We start from the raw sequence: 15,950 nt of genomic DNA, 5'->3' as shown, positions 1-15,950 counted from the left end.
AGCCAGGATTCCGTCCGAAGCCGCCCCGACCCGCGAAGGCCCGCGGGTTAACCGGGAGATCTCGGCTCGTTCCGTTCGTCTCGTCGGTGCCGACGGCGAGATGATCGGGGTGGTGTCGTTGCGCGATGCTCTGCTGGCCGCTGAGGATGCCGGTCTCGATCTGGTCGAGATCGCTCCCCAGGCGGAACCGCCCGTCTGCAAAATCCTCGACTATGGCAAGTTCAAGTACGAGGCGCAGAAGAAGGCGAACGAGGCCCGCAAGAAGCAGAAGATCATCGAGGTCAAGGAGATCAAGCTCCGACCGAACATCGATGACAACGACTATGACGTGAAGATGCGCTCGGCGCGCCGTTTCCTCGAGGAAGGTGACAAGGTCAAGGTGACCCTGCGCTTCCGCGGCCGTGAAATGGCGCACCAGGATCTGGGTATGAATGTGCTGGTCCGCGTCCGCGACGAACTGACAGAACTGGCGAAGGTCGAGCAGATGCCGAAGCTCGAAGGCCGCCAGATGGTCATGGTGCTGGCTCCGCGCTGACGCCGGGGTGAGATTACGGAAAAGGCCCGTCCGGGATGCCGGACGGGCCTTTTTTCTTTGCTGAATGCGGCAGTGCCTTGCCCCCTCCCCAACTTCCTCACCGCAGCGGCCGGTCGTCGACGATGACGACATAGCAGGTGTGGCGGGTGTATTTGGCGCAGCTGTCAAGGGCGCCGCGGCGGGCGGCGTCCTCGCTGGGCATGCCGGATTTCCAGCCGAAGGCGCCGTCCTGCGACACAGCGAAGGCCTTGCGGCCGGCCGCCGCGACATAGGCGCCGAACTTGTCGCGGCCGGAGGCCGACAGCTCCTTCGGCGGCTCCAGGCTGACGCGGGTGCCGAGCGGCGCCTCCGCCGGGGCGGCGGCATCGGCGGCGGCGCCGGCCGGGCGGTCGTTGAGATAGGCGATGCGGCAGCCCTTCTGGGTGTGGGACGCGCAATTCTCCAGCGCGCCCTTCTGCGCCTCGTCCAGGCTGCGCATGCCCGACTTCCAGCCATAGGCGCCATCGGGCGACACCGCGAAGGCCTTGTTGCCGCCGGCCTCGATGTAGGCGGGGAATTTGGCCCGGTTGGCGGCGGACAGCTCCGACGGCGGGGGAAGCGCCGGCAGCGACAGCGCCATCGGCGTGTCGCGCAGCACCAGCCCGTTCTTCGCCAGGAACCGGTCGACCATCGGCGTCCATTGCGGGATGGCGGTGCTGAAGAAGCCATGCCCGTCCTTTCCGGTGGGCGGGGCGGCGATGAACTCCGCTCGTCCGCCCTCATGGATGAAGGCCTCCCACAGGCGCCGGGCGAGGTCGGGGCCGAAGAACAGGTCGTTCTCGGCATAGATCCACAGGGTGGGAACGCGCGAGCTGCGGCCCAGCGTGCCGAAGGCGGCGACCAGCCGGTTCTCCTGGCAGACCTCGTTGTCGGCGACGGAGCCGCGGCCGCCGGCGAAGCTGATGGCGGCCTTCAGTCCCGGCGGCGGATCGGCGCTGAGCGCGATGCTGGCCAGCCCGCCGGCCGAGACGCCGACCGCGACGATGCGGCTGGCGTCGGCGAAGGGTTGGGCCGCGACATAGCGGATGGCCTGACGCAGATCCTCGGCGCTCTGGCGGGCGGAATGCAGGTAGTCGGGGTTGCTGCAGGCGCCGGTCGTCTCGCTGTAGGGACCGTCCGATCCGCCATAGCCGCGCCGCATCACCGCCACCACCGCCCAGCCGCGCCGGGCGAACTCGCGGGCTTCCGGCAGATAGCGCAGCGGCGTCATCTGCGCCCGGTCCGCCGGATCGCGCGGCGTGCCATGGCTGAGAACGGCGATGGGATAGGGGCCGGGACCGTCCGGCCGCAGCAGCATCGCCTCCAGCGCGGCGGAGCTGCCGTCGGGGAAGCGCGCGGGGATCGACAGCGCCGTCTGCGTCAGCCCCTCCGCCAGGGCGGGGCCGCAGCACAGCAGCATGAACAGCAGGGGGAGCAGGCGGCGCAGGGTCATGGTCGGCGCAGTCTTCGCGTGGGGAAGGGGCTGCGCAGTTGTACGCCAACTTTGGCTTGGCGTCAGCGGAGGAAGGTGTCGGCTGCCGATGCCCCCACCCTAACCCTCCCCCGCTCTCAGCGGACCTACGGTCCGCCTGCCGCGTCAGCACAAAGCATAGCTTTGTGCGAGAGCTGGGCAGGGGAGGGGACAAGTGCTTGTTCGGAAAGGCAGCGGCAGTCCCTCCCCCGCCCAGCGGGGGAGGTTAGGTGGGGGTCTAACGCCGTCCTACTCCACTCCCTGCCGCGCCACGCGCAGTGCTTCCGCCAGCAACTCCGCGTCGCCGATGTGGTTGGCGAGCAGCAGGATCAGCTTGGCGTTCAGGCGGGTGCTCTGGTCGGGGGTCAGGTCGCGGTGGCTGTCGATCAGCAGTTGGTACACGTCGTCCGGGCTGGCGAAACGCTGCTCGGTCATCAGTTTGGCCATGGGTGCAACTCCGGAAAATCGGGGGATCAGCGGCCGGTGGCGCGGTTCAGCGCGGCGGACAGGGCCGCGGCGTCGAAGCGGCGCCAGCGGGCGGCGATGTGCTGGTCGGGGCGGATCAGATAGACGCTGCCCGGCGTCAGGTCGTAGCGTTCGCGCAGGCGGCCGGCACTGTCGACCAGCTCCCCGGCGATGCCGCGACGCCGCTCGGTCACCGCGTGCCAGGCCAGCGGCAGCGGCCCGGCGGCGAGACCGTCCAGCGCCTCCGCCACCTCGGCCGGAACCGGCCCGTCACCGGCGGCGTAGAGTACGGTGAAGCGGCCGTCCAGCGCCTCCATCAGCCAGCCGGGATGGCCGTCGCGCTCCACCGGCGCATCGGTGGCGGGGGCGCCCGGCACCATCTTGCCGGCGAAAACGTCGCCGTCCGGCGTGTTCAGCGGGCTGTCGCTGTAGGTGGTGGGGGTGGACAGACGGCCGGAATTGACCAGCGAGCGGGCGAAGGGCTGGCCGACCGCAAGCTCCAGCACGGCGTCGCGGAAGACGCGGCTCATCTCGCTCTTCGGCGTGATGAAGTCGGTGGAGCGGGTGGAGTTCAGGATGTTCTCCTTGGCGGCGGCCACCCGTTCGTCGCTGTAGCTGTCGAGCAGCGAGTCGGGCGCCTTGCCGTCCAGCACCAGCGCCAGCTTCCACACCAGATTGTCGGCGTCGGGTACGCCGCTGTTGGCGCCGCGCGCACCGAAGGGCGAGACCTGATGGGCCGAATCACCGGCGAACAGGATGCGGCCATGGCGGAACCGCTCCAGCCGGCGGCACTGGAAGGTGTAGACCGACACCCATTCCAGCTCGAACGGCGTGTCGGCGCCCAGCATCGCCTGGACGCGGGGGATGACGCGCTCCGGCTTCTTCTCCTCCTCCGGGTCGGCGTCCCAACCCAGTTGGAAGTCGAGGCGCCAGACATTGTCGGGCTGCATGTGCAGCAGGGCCGACTGCTTGCGGTGGAAGGGCGGGTCGAACCAGAACCAGCGTTCCGCCGGGAAATCGGCCTTCATCACCACGTCGGCGATCAGGAAGCGGTCCTTGAACACCTCTCCCTGGAACTCCAGCCCCAGCATCTTGCGCACCGACGACTTGGCGCCGTCGCAGGCGATCACCCAATCGGCCTCCACCGCATGGACGCCGTCGGGCGTCTCCACCTGCAGGACGACATGGTCGGCCTCCTGCTTGGCGGAGATGACGCGCGACAGCCAGCGCAGGTCGATCAGCTCGCTTTTCTGGGCTTGCCTGACCAGGAAATCCTCCAGGTAATATTGCTGGAGGTTGATGAAGGCGGGGATCTTGTGGTCCGGCTCCGGCAGCAGGTCGAACTGGTAGACCATGCTGTCGCCGTTGAAGACCTTGCCGATCTTCCACACCACGCCCTTGTCGATCATGCGCTGGCCGACGCCCAGCCGGTCCCACACCTCCAGCGCGCGCTTGGCATAGCAGACGGCGCGGCTGCCGACGCTGACGGTGTCCTCGGCGTCGAGCACCACAACCGGCACGCCCTTGCGCGCGAAGTCGAGCGCCGCGGTCAGCCCAACCGGGCCGGCGCCGATGACCACCACAGGATGACGCCGGACGGTGCCGGTGCGCTGTTCGTCCGATGGAACGTAGCTGTATTTCGGATAGCTGAAAGTCGCGTGCATTGGGCGTTTCCTCCCCCGGAAACCATGACAGGACGCGTTGGCGGCCCGGCCGCGAAGCGGCCGGCCTTGTGGCGGATTGTTATTGTTGCCAACGATACAGTTGCATTTGATACCAATCAAGCCTTCGCTTCATCATCGGCGGGACTGCCGGTGAAGCGATACAGACATGATCATTATGACGGAAAATCAGTATCGCGTACAGCGTGCGGCGGTGTAACCTTGCGGCAAAAGACCGAATAGAGACACCGAGGAACGCCCGATAATGACCGCCCCCACCTTGCCGCGCCCGACCGTCTACGCGATCGACGGCGTGATCCCCGTCATCGACCCGACTGCTTTCGTCCATCCTTCCGCCGTGCTGATCGGCGACGTGGTGGTGGGGCCGGGCTGCTATGTCGGCCCCTGCGCCAGCCTGCGCGGCGATTTCGGCCGGATCGTGCTGCAGCGGGGCAGCAACGTGCAGGACAACTGCACGATCCACGCCTTTCCCGGCCATGACGCCATCGTCGAGGAGGACGGGCATGTCGGCCATGGTGCTGTGCTGCACGGCTGCGTCGTCCGCCGCAACGCGCTGGTCGGCATGAATGTGGTGGTGATGGACGGCGCGGAGATCGGCGAGGAGTCGATCGTCGCCGCCATGGCCTTCGTCAAGGCGGGATTCGTCGTGCCGCCGCGCACGCTGGTGGCCGGCCTGCCGGCCAAGGTGATGCGCGAGCTGCGGCCCGACGAGGTCGCCTGGAAGTCGGAAGGCACGGAGGAATACCAGCGCCTCTCCCGCCGCTCGCTCGCCACCATGGTCGCCTGCGCTCCGCTGGAGGCGGAGGAGCCCGGCCGCGGCCGCGTCGATGCGGGGACGAGCCAGCCGTTGCACAAGGTGAAGGGGGGGTGATCCTTCACCCGCGGGGCAGGGCGTTCGCTGGGATCTCGTAGAAGCCGCCGCTGCGGTGGGTGAAGAAGCCCAGTTGGCGGTTGATCGCCAGCATCGGCGCGTTCACCTAGTTGTTGCCCGTGGTCATCAGTTCCACGGTCGGCAGCGACTTGCGGACATGCAACAGCGCGGCGGCCTTGATCGCCTTGCCAAGCCCCTGTCCGCGCCGGTCCCGCCGAACCCCCATCAGATTGTGGCCGGCGCGGTCGGGGGTATCGGGGAACCAGAGCAGATCCGCCATGGCGGCAAGCTCGCCATTCGCATCCGTCAGCGCCAGCATATGATGGCGGCCTTGGCGCTGACCCAGCCGTCCGTACCAGTCCTCGATCATTGAGGGAGAGTTTTCGATGACCGGGATGCTCAGCCGGTCGCGCGGGATGTCGGCGACAATCGCGTTGATTGCCGGCAGCATCCGCTCGAACGCCGCCATCGGCACGCGGTCGGCATAAGTGGTGAGCGAAAGATCGGCGGGAAGGGTGGCAAACCAGCGCTCCACCATCTCCCAATCGACTTGGTCGAGGCGCAGGTGATTTTCTTCGTAGCGCATCGTTTCCTCCCCACCGAAGTGACGCAGGAAGGCGTGGCCGTCCTCCTGTTCGGTGGTGGATGTCACGAGACTGCGCCCGGCAGCCGCCGCCAGGGTGCCAACCTTGCCGAGAAGACTGGTGCCGATGCCCCGGCGGCGGAATTCCTTGCAGACGCTGCCGTGAACGAACATCTGGTGGCCATTGGATGCCATCTCCGGATGGTTCCAGTCCGGCAGATCGGTATAGATGTATCCAATGATCCGCTCGCCCGCCCCGGTATCCTCCCAAGCCGCCCAGCCTACGTGCTGCCAATAGGGGCTCCGCTTGCGCCTGGACGCCTCGACCGCGGCATCGGGAAGCAGCGGTTCATCACGGCAGGATTCGGCGTGGCGGATGCGACGGAACTCGTGAAAGGCCGCCCATTCCGCTGCCGATGCGTCGTGCAGGTCGAGTGGGCGAATGCTGATGGTGGGCGCAGCCATGCAGCCTCCAGCGGGTGATGGTGTGGAGGCGACGTTAACGATTCCACCAGAGCGTGTGAAGGGGGTGGTCGATCCGGATCGATGCGGCCTTACGTCACAACAGCAACGCTGCTCAGTCTCCCTCGCTCTGCGCTTCCTCAACCTGCGCGCCCACCGGCGCCGGGCGGGTGGCGAGCTGGTCGGCGCGGGCCTGCAGCCGGGACAGCAGCGTATCGAGTTGCGCCCGCTCGTCGATCGACAGGGCGTCGGTGACCTCTTCCTCATAGGTCAGGGCCATCGGCACGATCTCGGCATAGATCGCCAGCGCCTTGGGCGTCAGGGTCAGCAGGGCCTTGCGCCGGTCGGTGTCACCCGATTCGCGCAGGATCAGCGCCGAATCGAGCATGCGGCTGATGGCGCGGCTGACCTGCACCTTGTCCATCGCGGTGCGCTGCGCGATCTCTCCCGCGCTCATCGTCTCGCCACCGCCCAGCACGGCGATGATCCGCCATTCCGGGATCGTGATGCCGAACCGCTTCTCGTACAGCTTGGCCAGCGTGTGGCTGACCGTATTGGCCAGAACCGACAGCCGGTAGGGCAGGAAGCGCGTCAGGTGCAGCGCCGGCAATTCTGTCGGCACGGCTGCGGGATTGGATGATGCGGTGCGGGAACGGCGGGCGGGCGGCATCGGCGGGGTGTCGTCTGTAAGGGAGGTCGCGGGTGCCCCCATCCTGCGCTGTAATTTGGCTCTTGCAACAGTTTCAAACGAAACTAAAATGGCGGCAACGGAACAAGTCTGCCGACGTCTGTCGTGAACGGGATCGGCGGCACAGCAGGGGGAAGCGCCATGAAGAACTGGATTTCGTTTCCGAAGGTCGAGGGCACCGCGTCGCGTCAGGCCCATGTCCGGCTTCCCGCCGGCACCTATGAGCGCGAGATGGGGCGCGAGGGCTTCTTCGGCCCGGCGACCCAGATGCATCATGCCCACCCGCCGACCGGCTGGACCAGCTTCGACGGGCCGCTGCGCCCGCGCGCCTTCGACCTGAACCATGTCGATTCCATGCCCGGCTGCCCGTTGGAGGCACCGGCCCTGATGGGCAACGGGGCGACCCAGGTGCGGCTGTGGCGCTTCAAGGGCAAGATGGACCATCTGGCCCGCAACGCCGATGGCGACGACCTGCTGTTCTTCCACCAGGGCGGCGGTCACCTGTTCTGCGACTACGGCCATCTGGAGGTGCGCGAGGGCGATTATGTCGTGCTGCCGCGCAACACCTGCTGGCGGCTGGAGACGGACGAGGCGGTGATGGTGCTGATGGTGGAGGCCACCAACGACGCCTACAAGCTGCCGCACAAGGGGCTGGTCGGCACCCACGCCATCTTCGATCCGGCGGTGCTGGACGTCCCGGCGCTGGACGACGCCTTCCAGGCGCAGAAGCACGAGCGCGAGACTCTGGTCCGGGTCAAGAAGCGCGGGCAGCTCTGCGCCATGACCTATCCGTTCAACCCGCTGGACGCGGTGGGCTGGCACGGCGATCTGGCGCCGGTGCGGCTGAACTGGCGCGATATCCGGCCGCTGATGAGCCACCGCTACCACCTGCCGCCCTCGGCGCACAGCACCTGGATCGCAGGGCGCTTCATCATCTGCACCTTCGTGCCGCGGCCCATCGAGTCGGATCCGGAGGCGCTGAAGCTGCCCTATTATCACTCGAACGACGATTTCGACGAGGTGCTGTTCTATCACCGCGGCCAGTTCTTCTCGCGCGACAACATCCATCCCGGCATGGTCACCTACCATCCCTCGGGCTTCCCGCACGGGCCGCACCCGAAGGCCTACGAGGTGGCGCAGAAGTTCGAGCGCAAGGAAACCGACGAGGTCGCGGTGATGATCGACACCCGCGATCCGCTGGATGTCTACCAGGCGATGGAAGGCGTCGAATGGGGCGCCTACGCCGACAGCTGGAAGGCGAAATGAGCGCCCACCCGGAAACAAGGGTCAAGGCTGCCGGACGCTGAATTGTGAGGAAGGGAAGAGACGAATGAAGCTGGCAAGTTTGAAGGCGGGCGGGCGTGACGGCACCCTGGTCGTGGTGTCGCGCGACCTGACCCGCGCCACCCCTGTGCCGGAGATCGCCCGCACCCTGCAGGCGGCACTGGACGACTGGACGGCGCTGGCGCCGAAGCTGGAGGAGGCCTATCGGGCGCTGAACGCCGATCCGGCGGCCGGCCGGCCCTTCGACCCGGCCGAGGCGGCCTCGCCGCTGCCGCGCGCCTACCAGTGGGCGGACGGATCGGCCTACGTCAACCATGTGGAACTGGTCCGCAAGGCGCGCGGGGCGGAGATGCCGCCCAGCTTCTGGACCGATCCGCTGATGTATCAGGGCTGTTCCGACAGTTTCCTGGCCCCGACCGACCCGATTCCGGCGGCGACCGAGGCCTGGGGCATCGATTTCGAGGCGGAGATCGCCGTCATCACCAGCGACGTGCCGATGGGCGTTTCGGCCGAGGCGGCGCGCGGTCGGATCCGGCTGCTGATGCTGGTCAACGACGTGTCCTTGCGCAACCTGATCCCGGCGGAGCTGGGCAAGGGCTTCGGCTTCTTCCAGTCCAAGCCGGCCTCCAGCTTCTCCCCCGTCGCGGTGACGCCGGACGAGTTGGGCGACGCCTGGGACGGCGGCAAGCTGCACCGGCCGCTGGTGACGACGCTCAATGGCGAAGCCTTCGGCAAGCCGGATGCCGGGGTCGACATGACCTTCGACTTCCCGACGCTGATCGCCCATGCCGCCAAGACCCGCCATCTGGCGGCCGGCAGCATCATCGGGTCGGGCACGGTGTCGAACAAGCTGGACGGCGGCCCGGGCAAGCCGGTGTCGGCCGGCGGCGTTGGCTATTCCTGCCTCGCCGAACTGCGGATGATCGAGACCATCGAGCACGGCGCGCCGAAGACCCCCTTCATGCGCTTCGGCGACCGCGTGCGGATCGAACTGTTCGACACGGACGGCGCCAGCGTGTTCGGCGCCATCGACCAGCAGGTGGTGCGGTATGAGGGGGCTTGAGGCGGCAGCGGTCAGGTCTGCAGCCCGGTCTGCAGGTTGAGCTGAGGGCGTCGGCGGGGTGCACAAGCAATCCGCAGGCGCCCTTTTCGCACTTGCGGCAATTCGTCTCGTTGTCGGCATCGCGATCCATAGTTGTCCGGGTAATTGAACAGTTCGTCATTGAATCGCAAAAACCGGCATGTCAGCCGGTTATTATCGAATATAAGGTGGCCCCCTGTTCCCCAATTGGTGCCGCCTTTCCGTTCATCCCGGAACTTTGGGCGGACCGGACAACGGTGTCGCGATGAAGGCCAATTTCAGGACGAAGATCATCATCGGTGTGGCCGCCGTGCTGGCGGCGGGGGCGGCGGCGGTGACGGCGGTGTCGCTGGTTCTGACGCGCGACGCCGCGCACAATGCGGCCGTGCTGCTGGCCGCCGAGACGGCCGACCGCCACGGCGCCCGGGTGGCCGCCGATTTGTCCACCGCCCTGAACGCTGCCCGCGCCACCGCGGCGCTGGTGGAGGTGGAGCGCTCTACCGGAAGCCCGCGGCGCGAAACGGTGAACCGCTATCTGCGCCGGACGGCGGAAGCCAATCCGCTTTATGCCGGTGTGTGGGTGGACATGGCCGACGACGGATTCGACGGACGCGACCGGGAATTCGCCGCCCACGACCGGACCACCGAGATCCTCGGGCTGCCGAAGACCGGGCGGATGAGCCTGCTGTGGCTGCCGGGGGACAAAGGGGTTCAGGCCGACGACAGCGAAGGCTATCCCTTCTCCGACGTGCAGGAGAAGGAGTATTACAAGGCGGCGGCCACCGCCCGGAAAGCGGTGCTGACCGAACCTTACCTCGACGATTTCACCAAACGGCTGATGACCAGCGCCGCCGCCCCGGTGACGGATGGCAAGGATGGGCGCGTCATCGGCGTGGCCGGCGTCGATATGGCGCTGACCGGCCTGACCGATCTGGTGCGCGCGGTGAAACCTTATGACGATGGTTATGCCGCGGTGCTGACCGGCTCCGGCCTTTATGCCGCTCACCCCGACGGCGCCCGGCTGTCCAAGCCCGACGACGATCTGCCGGAGGCCGCCCGCCGGGCCGTGGCCGAAGGGCGGGCCTTCGACGGGATCGTGCCGCTGAACGGCGCGCCGCATTATCTGCGGCTGGCGCCGATCCGTTTTGCCGGCGCCGACGGCGTCTGGTCCTTCATGGTGGCGGCGCCGCAGTCCAGCGTGATGGCCGACGCCAACCGGCTGACCCTGCTGACCGTACTGGTCAGCCTGGGCTGCGTCGCGCTCGGCTGTCTGGTGGCGTGGAAGGTCGGCGACGGCATCGCCCGTCCGGTGGCGTCGCTGACCGGGGCGATGACCCGGCTGGCCGCCGGCGATCTGGAAACGTCGGTGCCCGGTGCCGACCGCGACGACGAGGCCGGCGGCATGGCCCGCGCGGTCGAGGTGTTCAAGGAGGGCTTGGTCCGCGCCCGCGAACTGGACCGCCAGCAGAAGGCCGACTGGCAGGCCAAGGAGGCTCGCGCCGCGGCGCTCGCCGATTTGCAGAAAGGCTTCGACGAACGGGTCGGCGGGCTGACCGGCGCGCTGGCGTCGGCCGCCCAGCAGCTGGAATCGACCGCGCGTGGCCTGACCGGCATCGCCGACCAGAGCCTGGGCCGGTCGGAGCAGGTGGCGGCTTCCGCCCGCGCCGCCGCGGAGAATGTGCAGACCGCCGCTGCCGCGACGGAGGAACTGTCGGCTTCCGTTCAGGATATCGGCCGGCAGGTCGGGGAATCCGCCCGCATCGCCGACGCGGCGGTGACCGACGTCAGACGGGCCGACGAGGCCGTCGTCGTGCTGGCGGAAAGTGCCGAGCGGATCGGTGCCGTGGTGGAACTCATCAACTCCATCGCCGGCCAGACCAACCTGCTGGCGCTGAACGCCACCATCGAAGCGGCGCGCGCGGGGGAGGCCGGCAAGGGATTCGCCGTGGTGGCTTCGGAGGTCAAGAATCTCGCCAACCAGACCGCCAAGGCGACCGAGGACATCGTCGGCCAGATCAAGGGCATCCGCGACGCCACGCAGGAGGCGGTCACCGCCGTCCAGGGCATCAGCGAAACCATCGCCCAGGTCAGCCGCATCGCGTCCGGCATCGCCGCGGCGGTGGACCAGCAGGCGGCGGCGACCCAGGAGATCGCCCGCAGCGTGATCCAGGCCGCCGACGGGGCGCAGGAGGTCAGCGGCGGCATGGGTGACATCCGGGCCGGCGCCGGGGAGACCGGGGCGGCGGCCGATCAGCTTCTCGCCGCCGCCGCCGCGCTTGCCGGCCAGTCGAAGGACCTGAGCCGCGAGATCGACGGCTTCATCGCCGGCGTCCACAGGGCGTGAGGCCGGTCCGTCTGTCTCAGCCGACCGCCATCAGCCGGTCGGCAGGCAGCGTCTCCGGGATGTGCTGCGAGACGTAGCCTTCGCTGTGGATCTGATCGTCCCGGGCGCCGAGCGCACGGGCGGCGGCGACGCAGGATTCGACGAAGGCGGGGCTGCCGGCGGTGAAGATGGCGTGGCCGGACAGGTCGGGGAACAGGTCGGGCAGGATGGTGGGGATGCGGCCCTTCAGATGATTGGGTGCATCCTCGCGCGTCAGGGTCACCTTGACCTTGAAGTTGCGGTATTTGGCCTGCCAATAGCTGAGCAGCCCCAACTCATACACATCGGCCTGGGTGCAGGCGGAGAACAGCAGCGTCACAGGCGGGCGGTAGCCGCGGCGCAGCGCCGCGTCGGTCAGCGCCAGGATGGGAGCGAGGCCGGAGCCGGCAGCCATGCATAGCACCGGACTGTCCACCGACGGGTCGCCGATGAAGGTGCCGTAGGGGCCGGACAGCTTCACCATGCTGCCGACGGTGAGCGTGTCGTGGATCCAGCCGCTGGTCGGGCCGCCATCGACTCGGGTCACCTGCAGCACGATCTCGCCGTCCGGACGGGGCGCGTTGGCGATGGAATAGCAGCGCGGCGGCGCGCCGGCCGATGCGTCGCCCAACATCACATACTGGCCCGGCCAGTAGCGCAGCGGCTGGCCCAGCGGGCGCAGGCGCAGCTCCACGATGCGGGGCGTGCGCGGGATGCGGTCGGTGACGATGAACAGCACGTTCTCGCGCGGCGGGAACAGCTTGGGCTGGGCGTCAGCGGTGCCGTATTCGATCACCAGCTCGTCGGAGATCGGCTTGGCCATGCACATCAGGCCATAGCCGTCCTTCCGCTCGGACTGGGACAGCGCCATGTCCAGGACCATGCCCTGGTCGAACTGGCCGCTGAGGACCTTGACCTTGCATTCGCCGCAGGCGCCGGCGCGGCAGTTGTTGGGCAGGGCGTAGCCGGCCTGTTCCAGCGCCGACAGGACGGTCTCGCCGTCACGGCACTCGACCGTGCGGCCCGAGGGGTGGAGGCGGATGCGGCTCACCGGGGGATCCTTGGGGTCGTTTTACAGAGAGATTCTTGCCCCCACCCCGACCCTCCCCGCTTCGCAGGGGAGGGAGCGAGTGCTGATGCGAGAGAGCGGCGGCAGTCCCCTCCCCTGCGAAGCGGGGGAGGGTTAGGGTGGGGGCAATAGGGCCGGCGCCTCAAAACACCGGAATGATCTCGTCCATGTCGACGTCCCGGACTTCCTCGCCGGTGATGCCGACCTCCGGGATCGCCGGGAACGGGATGTTGTAGCGGTCCAGAACGCCCTTCAGGTTCAGCATGGCGTTGCGCCAGTTCTCCTTCTTCGCCTCGTAATCCGGGATGTGGAAACCGGCGTTGCGGGCGATGGCCTCGGCCTCGCGCTGGGTGGCGATGAAGTCGTCGGGCAGGTCCCAGAACTGGGGCGGCGGCTCGAACAGCACGGCGGACAGGAACAGGTAGCCGGCGCGGATCTGCTTGGTGATGATCGACCGGTCCTCCACCGCCAGATGGGGATAGTCGCGCTCCATCACCGACATGCAGATCGCCATGTGGCGGCCCTCGTCGCGGCCGATGTTGCGGAAGGCCTCCTTGAACACCGGCTCGGTGCAGCCGGCCGCCATCTGGTGGAAGATGGTCGCCGCCGCGATCTCGCCCATCAGGAAGGAGCTGAACAGAACCGCCAGCGAGTATTTCGGAACCGCCTTCTTGTAGCCGTCCCAATAGCGCCCGCCATTGTAGTACAGCCAATGCGCGTTCTTCTGCAGCCGGCGGCCCAGTTCCGTCTTCGGCTCGTAGGTCAGCGGGCTGGTGGCCTCCAGCAGCTTGGTGATGGCCAGACCGCACATCTGCTCGTGGTTCTGCTCGTCGCGGGTGACGGAGAAGAAGCAGCGGCGGACCGGGTCCTCCTCATGCACCTCGTAGGTCTTGATCAGGGCATGGGCGAACACCGGCGGGGCCGAGGCGTCGAACACCGACAGGATGGTCCACCAATAGGCGATGGCCTCCCGCTCCTCCCAGCTGTAGCGCGACACGTCGAAGCTGTCCCAGGGCAGCTTGGCCGGGTCCCAGTTCTCGCGCTGGGCCGCGGCGTAGACCTCTTCCAGCTTCTTGGTCTGCGACACCCAGGACAGCGGATAGACGTTCGGCTGCGGCGTGGCGGGGGGGAACTCCATCGTGTTGGCGATGGGGGTGTAGTCCTTGGACATGGGGGCGTTTCCTCCGGGGGCATTCCGCGGGCGCTCACATTACCACTGGCGCCCTGTGGTCTTTATATGACACAGAATTTTGCATCCATCAACGGCATCTGTATCACTTAAGCCGGCCGGGAAAATCCGCCAACCTCTTGATTTAGAAACAGAATGCATGCGAATGCGCCGAATTGATCCAGATCAATTCGTTCGCAAAACGGAGTTTATCCGACAGTGCGGTATCGAAAGGCTGAACCCCGCCGGGGTCAGGCGGCTTCGAAACAGGGGATGTTGCCGCGCACCAGATCGCGTGTCGCTGCATCGACGTCGGCGGCGATGCAGGCGTGCATGTAGGCCCGCGCTAGAACGTCCAGCGCGAAATCGGCGTCGTGCGAGCGGCGGCGGAACTCCTCGATCCGAACCGGAGAGCCAAAGACCGCCTGCCAGAAGGTCGGGGTGTCGAGCGGGCCGAAATTCATCGCCCAGAAGCCGAAATTGGGCTGTCCGACCGTGGTTTCGCGCAGCAGCAGCTCGACATTGCTGTGGCGCGTGTCGGCGGCGATATGGGCGAAAAGCGTCTCCACCACATCCGGTTCGCCTTCCAGCACCTGCAGGAAGATGCCCTCGAACTCCACCAGGAAACCGGTGACGCCCAGCTCGCGGTTCTTGCGGGCGCTGAACAGACAGATGTCGGCAAGGGCGCTGTAGGGCAGCCGGTCGACGGCCTCGCTGCGGTAGACGATGGTCAGCATGGGCGGTGTCCCGGGAACGGTTGGATCGGACGGCTGCCACCCCAGTTTACCGCGATGCCTTGCATTTTATGTATAAACTTTAGGCTGAGGGACTGGCTTCCGCGGGCACCCTTTGTCGCAGATCGCTGGTCAACCCGCCGGTATGGTCTCCAACCCACCGAACCGGCCGTGGAAGGCGGGCTGGGCGTCGGGCAGCGGTCCGTTGGCGGTGGTCGCCGCCTGCATCAGGAAGGATTCCGACGGGCCGGCGAGGCGGCGGTAGAGGTTGCGGGTCAGCATCCGCGATTCCTGGCCCGGCCAGTCCGCCGGCAGCAGGTCGGGCGGCAGCATCGGGTCGCGCAGCAGGATGCGGCGGAAATCATGGATCATCAGCGTGCGCAGGACGAAGCAGGCGGCGGGGTCCGGCGCCTCGGCGGCGTCGATCGCCGCCCAGACCGGACGGAAGTGATCCAGGAACGCCGCATAGTCGTGTTCGAGCTGGTCGATGTCCCAGCAGCCGCGCACCAGATCGCGCAGTGCGCCGAACCCTTCCGTCCGGTCCAGGCTGGCCTTCATGTGGACGATCTTGTCGGCGACCCCCAACTCGGCCAGCGAGCGGTGCATCGCCGCCTCGTCGCAGTTGGGATGGGCATAGACGGTGGCCGATGCGGTGCCGAAGCCCTGCCAGGTCAGTTCCCGCCGCAAAGCGTCGCGCGTCTCGGCGTCCAGCGCGTTGGGGGGCACCATCAGCAGGTCCCATCCGCGGTCCCACTCGCGGGCCAGCGGCGCGTAGATGCGCCGTTCCGCCGCGGCGAAGCGCTCCTTCCCGCTGTCGGTGACGCGATAGAAGCTGCGCCGGCCGATCTGGGTGTTGGTCAGCCAGTCGTCCTTGCCCAGACGGAAGACCGAGGTGCGGACGATCCGCTCGCTCATGCCGAACAGTCCCATCAGCTCGATCAGGCTGCCCAACCACAGCGACCCGCCATGCGGCAGCACCGCGTCGCCATAGACGGTGATGATCAGCGACTTCGCGCGCGGCGCGATCGCTTCGGTCAGTTGGGCGGCAAGGTCTTCGGGGCGGCGCGGGCGGGCCATGCGGGTGGGGTGTCCTTATCGATACGGCTTGTGATGCGGATGGACCGGAGTGAGGCGGCGCGATGGAATTGTATACGAAACCTGATGCCGGTTGGGCCAGTGCCCCGACAGCGTGGATGAACTGACGGGCGGCCGATAGGAGGCAATCCGGACTTTCCGTTTGACAATCAATAACGTGATACACTAGGTTGGCGTCTCAAAGTAAATTTGTGTCATAAAACGAAATGACGATCTCCCGGCCAGAAGCGGGAAGGATCGCAAAGGGGAGGGGAAGCGGGCCGCAACATCCGTATTTCGATTGTGGTTGCGGGAGCTGAAATTGGTCTTTCGAAATCATTTCGTTTGAAACATTATGTGAAACAAATCGTCCCTCAGCACGAGGGATCGGGCTTCGGTCCGG

The 15,950-nt window shown here is 67.2% G+C and carries 14 protein-coding genes; 5 read left to right on the top strand and 9 right to left on the bottom strand.

Annotated elements, in window-relative coordinates; all coding sequences use genetic code 11:
- Nucleotides 1-7: 7 nt before the first annotated feature.
- On the top strand, nt 8-535 hold the full coding sequence (gene infC, locus ACCD06_RS14745) for a translation initiation factor IF-3 (protein ID WP_109075960.1): 528 nt from the start codon (nt 8-10) through the stop codon (nt 533-535).
- Between the two features lie 97 nt (nt 536-632).
- Here infC and ACCD06_RS14740 read toward each other — a convergent pair whose 3' ends face one another.
- From ACCD06_RS14740 to ACCD06_RS14730, 3 genes are all read right to left on the bottom strand, one after another.
- Complete coding sequence (locus ACCD06_RS14740) at nt 633-2,006, bottom strand: CocE/NonD family hydrolase (protein WP_413341495.1); 1,374 nt, start codon at nt 2,004-2,006, stop codon at nt 633-635.
- A 267-nt stretch (nt 2,007-2,273) separates the two neighbouring features.
- Nucleotides 2,274-2,471 (bottom strand): DUF2783 domain-containing protein, encoded by a 198-nt coding sequence (locus tag ACCD06_RS14735; RefSeq protein WP_413341494.1) that lies wholly within the window; start codon nt 2,469-2,471, stop codon nt 2,274-2,276.
- Between the two features lie 26 nt (nt 2,472-2,497).
- Nucleotides 2,498-4,153 carry an FAD-dependent oxidoreductase gene (locus ACCD06_RS14730; RefSeq protein WP_413341492.1) on the bottom strand — a complete coding sequence of 552 codons (1,656 nt, stop codon included), beginning with the start codon at nt 4,151-4,153 and terminating at the stop codon, nt 2,498-2,500.
- Between the two features lie 262 nt (nt 4,154-4,415).
- On the opposite strand from ACCD06_RS14730, the gene ACCD06_RS14725 reads away from it, so the two are divergent.
- On the top strand, nt 4,416-5,042 hold the full coding sequence (locus tag ACCD06_RS14725) for a transferase hexapeptide repeat family protein (protein ID WP_413341490.1): 627 nt from the start codon (nt 4,416-4,418) through the stop codon (nt 5,040-5,042).
- Between the two features lie 106 nt (nt 5,043-5,148).
- Here ACCD06_RS14725 and ACCD06_RS14720 read toward each other — a convergent pair whose 3' ends face one another.
- Both ACCD06_RS14720 and ACCD06_RS14715 read right to left on the bottom strand, forming a co-directional pair.
- Nucleotides 5,149-6,090 carry a GNAT family N-acetyltransferase gene (locus ACCD06_RS14720; protein WP_413341488.1) on the bottom strand — a complete coding sequence of 314 codons (942 nt, stop codon included), beginning with the start codon at nt 6,088-6,090 and terminating at the stop codon, nt 5,149-5,151.
- A 112-nt stretch (nt 6,091-6,202) separates the two neighbouring features.
- On the bottom strand, nt 6,203-6,709 hold the full coding sequence (locus ACCD06_RS14715) for a MarR family winged helix-turn-helix transcriptional regulator (RefSeq protein WP_413341486.1): 507 nt from the start codon (nt 6,707-6,709) through the stop codon (nt 6,203-6,205).
- 207 nt (nt 6,710-6,916) lie between these two features.
- Here ACCD06_RS14715 and ACCD06_RS14710 point away from each other — a divergent pair, with 207 nt between their 5' ends.
- The 3 genes from ACCD06_RS14710 (at nt 6,917) to ACCD06_RS14700 (ending at nt 11,484) form a co-directional block, all read left to right on the top strand.
- Nucleotides 6,917-8,041, top strand: coding sequence for a homogentisate 1,2-dioxygenase (locus ACCD06_RS14710; protein ID WP_413341484.1), 1,125 nt, complete (start codon nt 6,917-6,919; stop codon nt 8,039-8,041).
- A 64-nt stretch (nt 8,042-8,105) separates the two neighbouring features.
- On the top strand, nt 8,106-9,122 hold the full coding sequence (locus ACCD06_RS14705; protein ID WP_413341482.1) for a fumarylacetoacetate hydrolase family protein: 1,017 nt from the start codon (nt 8,106-8,108) through the stop codon (nt 9,120-9,122).
- Between the two features lie 283 nt (nt 9,123-9,405).
- The gene (locus ACCD06_RS14700; protein ID WP_413341480.1) at nt 9,406-11,484 is read left to right on the top strand and encodes a methyl-accepting chemotaxis protein; all 2,079 of its coding nucleotides are present in this window, start codon (nt 9,406-9,408) and stop codon (nt 11,482-11,484) included.
- Between the two features lie 16 nt (nt 11,485-11,500).
- On the opposite strand, the gene ACCD06_RS14695 is transcribed toward ACCD06_RS14700, so the two are convergent.
- From ACCD06_RS14695 to paaX, 4 genes are all read right to left on the bottom strand, one after another.
- Nucleotides 11,501-12,553: a 2Fe-2S iron-sulfur cluster-binding protein gene (locus tag ACCD06_RS14695; RefSeq protein WP_109156958.1), complete on the bottom strand. Its 1,053-nt coding sequence runs from the start codon at nt 12,551-12,553 to the stop codon at nt 11,501-11,503.
- 160 nt (nt 12,554-12,713) lie between these two features.
- Entirely contained in the window at nt 12,714-13,742 is a 1,029-nt protein-coding gene (locus tag ACCD06_RS14690) for a diiron oxygenase (protein WP_109156959.1), read from the bottom strand.
- 248 nt (nt 13,743-13,990) lie between these two features.
- Complete coding sequence (locus tag ACCD06_RS14685) at nt 13,991-14,476, bottom strand: BLUF domain-containing protein (RefSeq protein WP_109156960.1); 486 nt, start codon at nt 14,474-14,476, stop codon at nt 13,991-13,993.
- 129 nt (nt 14,477-14,605) lie between these two features.
- Nucleotides 14,606-15,550, bottom strand: a complete 945-nt coding sequence (gene paaX, locus ACCD06_RS14680; protein ID WP_109156961.1) for a phenylacetic acid degradation operon negative regulatory protein PaaX — start codon at nt 15,548-15,550, stop codon at nt 14,606-14,608.
- Nucleotides 15,551-15,950: the final 400 nt, after the last annotated feature.

Source organism: Azospirillum sp. CT11-132 (genome assembly GCF_047302835.1).
In the GTDB taxonomy this organism is placed as follows: domain Bacteria; phylum Pseudomonadota; class Alphaproteobacteria; order Azospirillales; family Azospirillaceae; genus Azospirillum.
This window is presented reverse-complemented; position numbering and strand designations above follow the sequence as displayed.

Coding starts and splice junctions, on each gene's coding strand:
- ACCD06_RS14740 (WP_413341495.1), bottom strand. CDS start 2,006: ATGACCCTGCGCCGCCTGCTCCCCCTGCTGTTCATGCTGCTGTGCTGC.
- ACCD06_RS14735 (WP_413341494.1), bottom strand. CDS start 2,471: ATGGCCAAACTGATGACCGAGCAGCGTTTCGCCAGCCCGGACGACGTG.
- ACCD06_RS14730 (WP_413341492.1), bottom strand. CDS start 4,153: ATGCACGCGACTTTCAGCTATCCGAAATACAGCTACGTTCCATCGGAC.
- ACCD06_RS14725 (WP_413341490.1), top strand. CDS start 4,416: ATGACCGCCCCCACCTTGCCGCGCCCGACCGTCTACGCGATCGACGGC.
- ACCD06_RS14720 (WP_413341488.1), bottom strand. CDS start 6,090: ATGGCTGCGCCCACCATCAGCATTCGCCCACTCGACCTGCACGACGCA.
- ACCD06_RS14710 (WP_413341484.1), top strand. CDS start 6,917: ATGAAGAACTGGATTTCGTTTCCGAAGGTCGAGGGCACCGCGTCGCGT.
- ACCD06_RS14705 (WP_413341482.1), top strand. CDS start 8,106: ATGAAGCTGGCAAGTTTGAAGGCGGGCGGGCGTGACGGCACCCTGGTC.
- ACCD06_RS14700 (WP_413341480.1), top strand. CDS start 9,406: ATGAAGGCCAATTTCAGGACGAAGATCATCATCGGTGTGGCCGCCGTG.
- ACCD06_RS14690 (WP_109156959.1), bottom strand. CDS start 13,742: ATGTCCAAGGACTACACCCCCATCGCCAACACGATGGAGTTCCCCCCC.
- ACCD06_RS14685 (WP_109156960.1), bottom strand. CDS start 14,476: ATGCTGACCATCGTCTACCGCAGCGAGGCCGTCGACCGGCTGCCCTAC.
- paaX (WP_109156961.1), bottom strand. CDS start 15,550: ATGGCCCGCCCGCGCCGCCCCGAAGACCTTGCCGCCCAACTGACCGAA.